The organism is Trichothermofontia sp. (assembly GCF_053493415.1).
Window position 1 is genome coordinate 1 of sequence record NZ_JBRCAD010000160.1, and the last position, 5,964, is coordinate 5,964.

The 5,964-nt window shown below is 55.5% G+C and carries 6 protein-coding genes; 4 read left to right on the plus strand and 2 right to left on the minus strand.

Annotated features, from left to right (window positions below):
• Window positions 1-504: GAF domain-containing protein (locus ACWIUF_RS13910; RefSeq protein ID WP_448573043.1), on the minus strand; the 504-nt coding region annotated here is incomplete at its 3' end.
• Between the two features lie 587 nt (window positions 505-1,091).
• Here ACWIUF_RS13910 and ACWIUF_RS13915 point away from each other — a divergent pair.
• The 4 genes from ACWIUF_RS13915 to ACWIUF_RS13930 all read left to right on the plus strand — a co-directional run bounded on the left by ACWIUF_RS13915 (window position 1,092) and on the right by ACWIUF_RS13930 (window position 4,564).
• Entirely contained in the window at window positions 1,092-2,267 is a 1,176-nt protein-coding gene (locus ACWIUF_RS13915) for a calcium-binding protein (protein ID WP_448573044.1), read from the plus strand.
• Between the two features lie 109 nt (window positions 2,268-2,376).
• Complete coding sequence (gene def / locus ACWIUF_RS13920) at window positions 2,377-2,934, plus strand: peptide deformylase (RefSeq protein WP_448573045.1); 558 nt, start codon at window positions 2,377-2,379, stop codon at window positions 2,932-2,934.
• Window positions 2,935-3,183: 249 nt separating this feature from the next.
• The gene (locus ACWIUF_RS13925; RefSeq protein ID WP_448573046.1) at window positions 3,184-4,017 is read left to right on the plus strand and encodes a radical SAM protein; all 834 of its coding nucleotides are present in this window, start codon (window positions 3,184-3,186) and stop codon (window positions 4,015-4,017) included.
• Entirely contained in the window at window positions 4,007-4,564 is a 558-nt protein-coding gene (locus ACWIUF_RS13930) for an NUDIX hydrolase (protein ID WP_448573047.1), read from the plus strand. Before ACWIUF_RS13925 ends, ACWIUF_RS13930 begins: the two co-directional genes overlap by 11 nt.
• Window positions 4,565-5,350: 786 nt before the next feature.
• Here ACWIUF_RS13930 and ACWIUF_RS13935 read toward each other — a convergent pair.
• Window positions 5,351-5,964 (minus strand): M16 family metallopeptidase (locus tag ACWIUF_RS13935; protein ID WP_448573048.1); only part of this gene is annotated, 614 nt, incomplete at its 5' end.

A 5,964-nucleotide genomic window follows, 5' to 3' on the forward strand; every position in this document is an offset into this window, starting at 1 on the left:
GCGGCGGCGATGCTCTTCTGGCAAGGGGACACGATCGAGGTAAACCGCAATCTGTCGGGAGAGCGCCAGCAGGGCTTGGTGTTGGGCGGCTGGTAACTGCCGGGGCGACAGATCCATGACCCCCAGGCACCCGATCGTCCCGCCCCTCGGCGATCGCAGGGGGATACCGGCATAGAACCGCAGATGGGGGGCCTGTGCGACTAGGGGAGTGTGGGCAAAGCGGGCGTCCAAGGACAGATCCGGCACTAGGAGGATCTCGGTGGCGGCCAGCGTCGGCTCACAGAAGGGTAAAGGGTAGGGCATCAGCGGGGTTGCAATCATGGCCTTAATCCAGTGCTGATCGTCCAGCAACAGGCTGATGAAGGCAATCGGCGTTTGGCTAATAAAAGCTGCCAGCCGAACCCAGTCGTCCAACCCAGCCGCCGTGGGTCCGGTGTCCAGGGGGGGATAGGCTGGCACAAGCGCTGACCATTCCGTTTGCTTCTCTGGTAGGGGCGCTGACATCGTAGGACGTAGTGACTTGAGTTAAGTAGATCGAGCTATGTATGTCTTCAGGACTTCAGAGGGGATAACGGGATAATGCCAAAAATGGACCACTGGTTGGGGTATACCCTGGCTGGGGGAGGGAATGCTTCCGGCGACTGATGCGGGAGGACGGACCGTGCGCCGCCTTGCAGAGTTACCTACACGAATCGGCATCCCCTCGATGAGTGACGTTAAGACCCAGGCAACCTGGGTCCTGGATTCAGGGCATGGCAAATAGCCCAGTCGATCGAGACTGGTTTTTGCCTTGATTGGCTGACAAAACTCGAACCGCCCTCACCCCAACCCCTCTCCCAGAGCGGGCGAGGGGCTGACGATACCGATCGCCTCCAATGGGATATGGCCTCAAGTGTGCCGTCCAAGCCAAACCGAAAATACGCTTAAATTTGGCCAGCCAGACAAACTGACCAGTATGATGACAATACGACAAATAGGAATGTGTAAATAGTTAATAGTCGGGTTGCGGCAAAGGACCCCTTGTACTTAACCAATGCCGTCTGAATTCGCTTCCTTAGACCACTTTAGATACCCTAAAGGCGTAGAAAGCAATGCCACAGACCGTTCTTTATAATGGGGCCTTAAACAATACTCCCGACAAGCAAGGTTGGCTAGCCTATGGCACCACGCTGACGGCCAGCGCGACCCAAGTAGCTGGCACCGGGTTTACCAACCTGAGTTCCTTGCTTGAAGGCAAAGGCGGTTACAGTAACTACAAACCCCTCCAATCCGCTTTCGTTAATTCGGCATTCCCAACCTTAAGCCGTAGTAACGGTTATAGCCTGAACTTTCAGGTGCAAATCAACAGCGAGAGCCACAGTAGCTATGACCGCGCGGGTTTCTCCTTGACGACCCTTAGCAGCGATCGTCTGGGTATCGAACTCGGTTTTTGGACCAATGAGATCTGGGCACAGCGAGGGGGGACCGGCAGTACCCTTTTCACCCATAGTGCGACCGATCGGGCATTCGTCTCGACGACGGGGATGGTGGATTACAGCCTGCTAATTTTAGGAAATACCTACTATCTTTCCGCTAATAATATCCCCATTCTTCAGGGCACCCTACAAGACTACCGCGCTTTTAATAGTAGCGGTTTACCCTACGATCCCTATGAAGCGGCCAACTTCTTTTTTATCGGCGATAACAGCAGTAACGGGGCTGCCAATAGTAATATTGCGAGGCTGGCTGTCAACACGGCCCAGTTAGGCACTGCGGCTAACAACACGCTCAATGGGACTAGCAGCGATAATTTGATCAACGGTCTGGCGGGCAATGACACCCTCAATGGTCTGGCGGGCAATGACACGCTAATTGGGGGGGATGGCAGCGATCGGCTTGCGGGGGGGAGTGGTAATGACAGTTTATTAGGAGGCAGTGGCAATGATTATTTTGTGTACGATACAAACGCAGCCTTTACAGCTACCGCCGTTGGGTTAGATACCCTCTTTGACTTTAGTGCCAATGACTTTATTGTCCTGGATAAAACAACCTTTACTAGGCTTGCCAGTACAGCAGGCACCGGCTTCAACATTAGCTCAGATTTCGGCTTCGCGAATGACCTAGCAGCCATTGCGAGTAGTACGGCTCGTATTGTGTATAACCCAACTGATGGCGGCCTCTTCTATAACGAAAATGGTAGTGAGTCAGGTTTGGGATCAGGGGCACAGTTTGCGACCTTAGTCGGTGCGCCCACGATCGCGGCCAGTAACTTTGTGCTCCAGGTTTAGCCTGAGCGCGATCACCCCACCCTTGCCCTTATCCCCAACGCTGAGTAAACGTGCTCACCAGGAAGGGGAGCGATTAGAATGGGGATGCGTCCTGATCGGAGTCATGCCCATGAATGACCAAAGTGACCAGAGTGCTAATCCTGCCATTGCCCAACTGGGCAACCCCAGCCTTCGCGCTGAAGCCGAGCCGATTCATGACCTCCGCGACGAGCGGGTGCAAGCCCTGATTGATCAACTTTTGACGACGGTACAGCAGGCCAATGGGGTCGGGCTGGCTGCGACCCAACTCTCGGAGCCGTACCGGGTGTTGGTGATTGCCTCACACCCCAGTCCCCGCTATCCCCATGCGCCAGAAATGGCCCCGATCGCCCTGATCAACCCGCGCCTGGTGGCCCACTCGACGGAAACGGTGACAGATTGGGAGGGGTGCCTGAGTGTGCCCGGTATCCGAGGGCTGGTGCCGCGCTATGAATGGGTGACGGTGGAATATACCGATCGCGAGGGCAAGCTCCAACACCAGGAATTGACGGGCTTTGTGGCCCGCATTTTTCAGCATGAGTATGACCACCTGCATGGTCTGGTTTTCCTCGATCGGGTCCAGGATACCCATCAGTTGATGACGGAAGCCGAATACCAACGCCAAATCATTAACTCCTGTGCCGCCTGAGACCGCCGAGACGGCTATCCCACGATTAAAATTTGTGTCACCTGAGTCTGATGGATAGCCCCAAGTTAACCGAGTGCAGTAACGCCTACGTTTCGCAGGGTTTGCAAGGCTCTAGCCCCTGACGACTAAAGTCGTTACTACGAACGCTGTAGTGCAAGGCTCTAGCCCCTGACGACTAAAGTCGTTACTACAAACATTACGCATATTGCAGCGTTTATTGTCTGGTCTAGTAGCCGGATGGATAGTGTGATGTCTGATGTACTTTCGGCCTTTTGCTCCGTCTATGGTCCGGTTAAGTCCTGGCGATTTGGCCAGTCCCTCGGCATTGACCCGATCGGGCCGGTGTCTACCTGTTCGTTTAACTGTGTCTACTGCCAGTTGGGGGAAATCCAGCAAAAAATCAGCGATCGCCGTCTGTTTGTGCCCACTGCCCAGATTGCGCAGGATCTCAACGGCTTTGCCCCTTGGGATGTGGATATCATCACCCTGAGCGGCAGTGGCGAACCGACGCTGGCCCTGAACTTGGGGGACATTCTCACGCGGGTGAAAACGATGACGGGCCGACCCACGGCGGTGTTGACCAATGGCACGATGTTGAAGGATGCCCAGGTGCGATCGGAGTTAGCGATCGCCGATCGGGTGGCCGTCAAACTGGATGCGGTAACCCCGGACCAACTGCGCCGGGTCGATCGGGCGGTACCGGCGATTACCTGGGAGAGCCTCTGGCAAGGGATCTGCCAATTTCGGTGCGAGTACAGGGGCTTTCTGGCCGTGCAGACCATGTTGTTAAGCCCGTGGTCAGCAGCCGAGCAAGACACCTATGTCCAATTACTGCGGGATCTACAGCCGGACGAAGCACAACTGAATGTCCCCACCCGTCCCAAACCCCTCACCTATCAACTCGATGCGCGGGGTAACCACGAACCGGAGGGCTGTCCCTACCCGGTGCAAATTCTGAAGCAGGTGCAACCGGAGGTACTGGTAACCCTGGCCGATCGCATTCAGGCAGAAACGGCGATCCCCGTGCGAATGCCGCCCCACCTGGCCGAACACTGGCAAAATGCCAACGCTGATGATGTCTGAATCGTCATCGGCACTAGCGTGGGAACGGGGCGATCGTTTTTTTGAACTCCAGTCCCCGTGGCTCACCCTAATTGGTGAACATTGGCGCGACGATCGGCAGCAATCCTTGGAATATTGGCGGGTAGAAAAGGCCGATTCCGCGATCGGGTTGCCCCTGTGCCAGGGCCAGTTGCTACTGCCGCCGCCCAGCTATCGTCCCGGTCTGGGCAAACGCACCCTGGACTTCCCCGGTGGCCGTGTCCCCGTTGGGCAATCTGCCGCCGCCGCGATCCCGACTATTTTGCAACGAGAATTGCAGATCCCCCCCGACAGTATCCAACAGCTTGAACCCCTCAACTCGGAAGGTTGGGCCGTGAACAGTTCCTTCTCGAACCAACGGCTCTATGGGTTTGTGGCCCAGTTGGATGCCGCGATTCTGGCCACGGAAGCCGCCCCCCATTGGTTACGCTATGCGACCACACCAGCGGGCGTGCGGGACTTGCTGGCAGTCCTGACTTGTTTGCAGTGCCGTGCCCTGCTTTTGGAATGGTGGCTGGCTAATCGATAGGTCAAGGGCGTCATCTTCGGGATGCTTATTGGAATCATGCGCAACAGATTAATTACCCGATCGCGATGGTTCTGGAGATGGCACTGGCAGATTTCCTTGATCCGGATTCACTTACTTTTACGGACTGTAAGCCTCAAATTGGATTGCCGATCGCTGCTATGGAAATCTAGCCCAATCCAATCAGTGCAATTTTATAGTGCAAATGCCAATGGTAGGGGCAGGTTGCGGGTTAATCTGCCGGGGAAATGGCTAATCTCTCTGAACCTGCCCTGGTGGGGGAATATGACGATTTTAAGGTAACGCCTGGTGTGGTGTGAATCCTAGATGGGGGCAGGTTTATTCAGACGATCGGTCAATGCCACAGATAACGGTGAACCTGCCCCTACGCAACTGCTGAAATGTTAAATCTGGTGGGTTTATCCATCGACTTTGTCGGGGCGCACGGTGTTTGACCCAACCTACGGCCACTGCTACTGATCCTCTTGTGGGGTAGGCGTCCCGACTGCCATTCTAAAAAGATGTTTGCCATGTTGAAATTTTTGTTGGCGATGCTGAAGGCTGACAGGCCAGAGGCCCATCCCACACGAAGGCTGACAGGATAATGCATTGAGAGTAGATACCGCCATTCCCGCTCTAATGAAGTACGGTCAAACCTTGCGAACAAGGGGCTTAAGCCCCTTGTCTGTACCTCACCAGGCATGGAAGTGCTGTAATATTGAGGGTAGACTCACAGAGATTGACACCTTCTCGAAAACGACGCTGATTTTGCCAACGATGAGAGGGTTCCTAATGAGCCGCGATCGTTGGTTGCATCACCACCACCCCATAGGCTGTGGGGGAAAGGTACCGTTGTGCCGCCTGCTGCAAATCGGCTGCCGTCAGTTGGCGAATGTGTTCTGGGTAGGCCAGGGCCGGGGCTAGGTCCTGGAGAAGGGTTTGGTAATAGCCATAGAGATTGGCCCGATCACGGGGGGTTTCATTGCCAAAGACAAAGCGATTGGCCACCTGTGTCCGTACCCGGTTAATTTCCGATGCCTGGATCGAGGTTTCCTGAAGCTGACGGATATGGTCCACGATCGCTGCCTCTACCCGCTCTAGGTTTTCACTGGGCAAGTGGACTGAAATATAAAACACCCCCTGCAACCAATGGGTGAGATTACTCACAGCAATACTGGAGACCCACTTCCGCTCCTCCCGCAGGTCCTTGACTAACCGGGAAGTGCGCCCATGCCCCAGGATCGAAGCGAGGACATCAAGGGCGTAGGTTTCGCGCAGATCCCTTAAGCCGGGCACTCGCCAGGTCATCACCAGGCAAGCCTGTTGCAGGCGATCGTCCCTCCACTCGCGGCGCACGACCTCGGTAAACACGGGTTCCGGGTTGCCCAGGGGCCGTCCTAGGG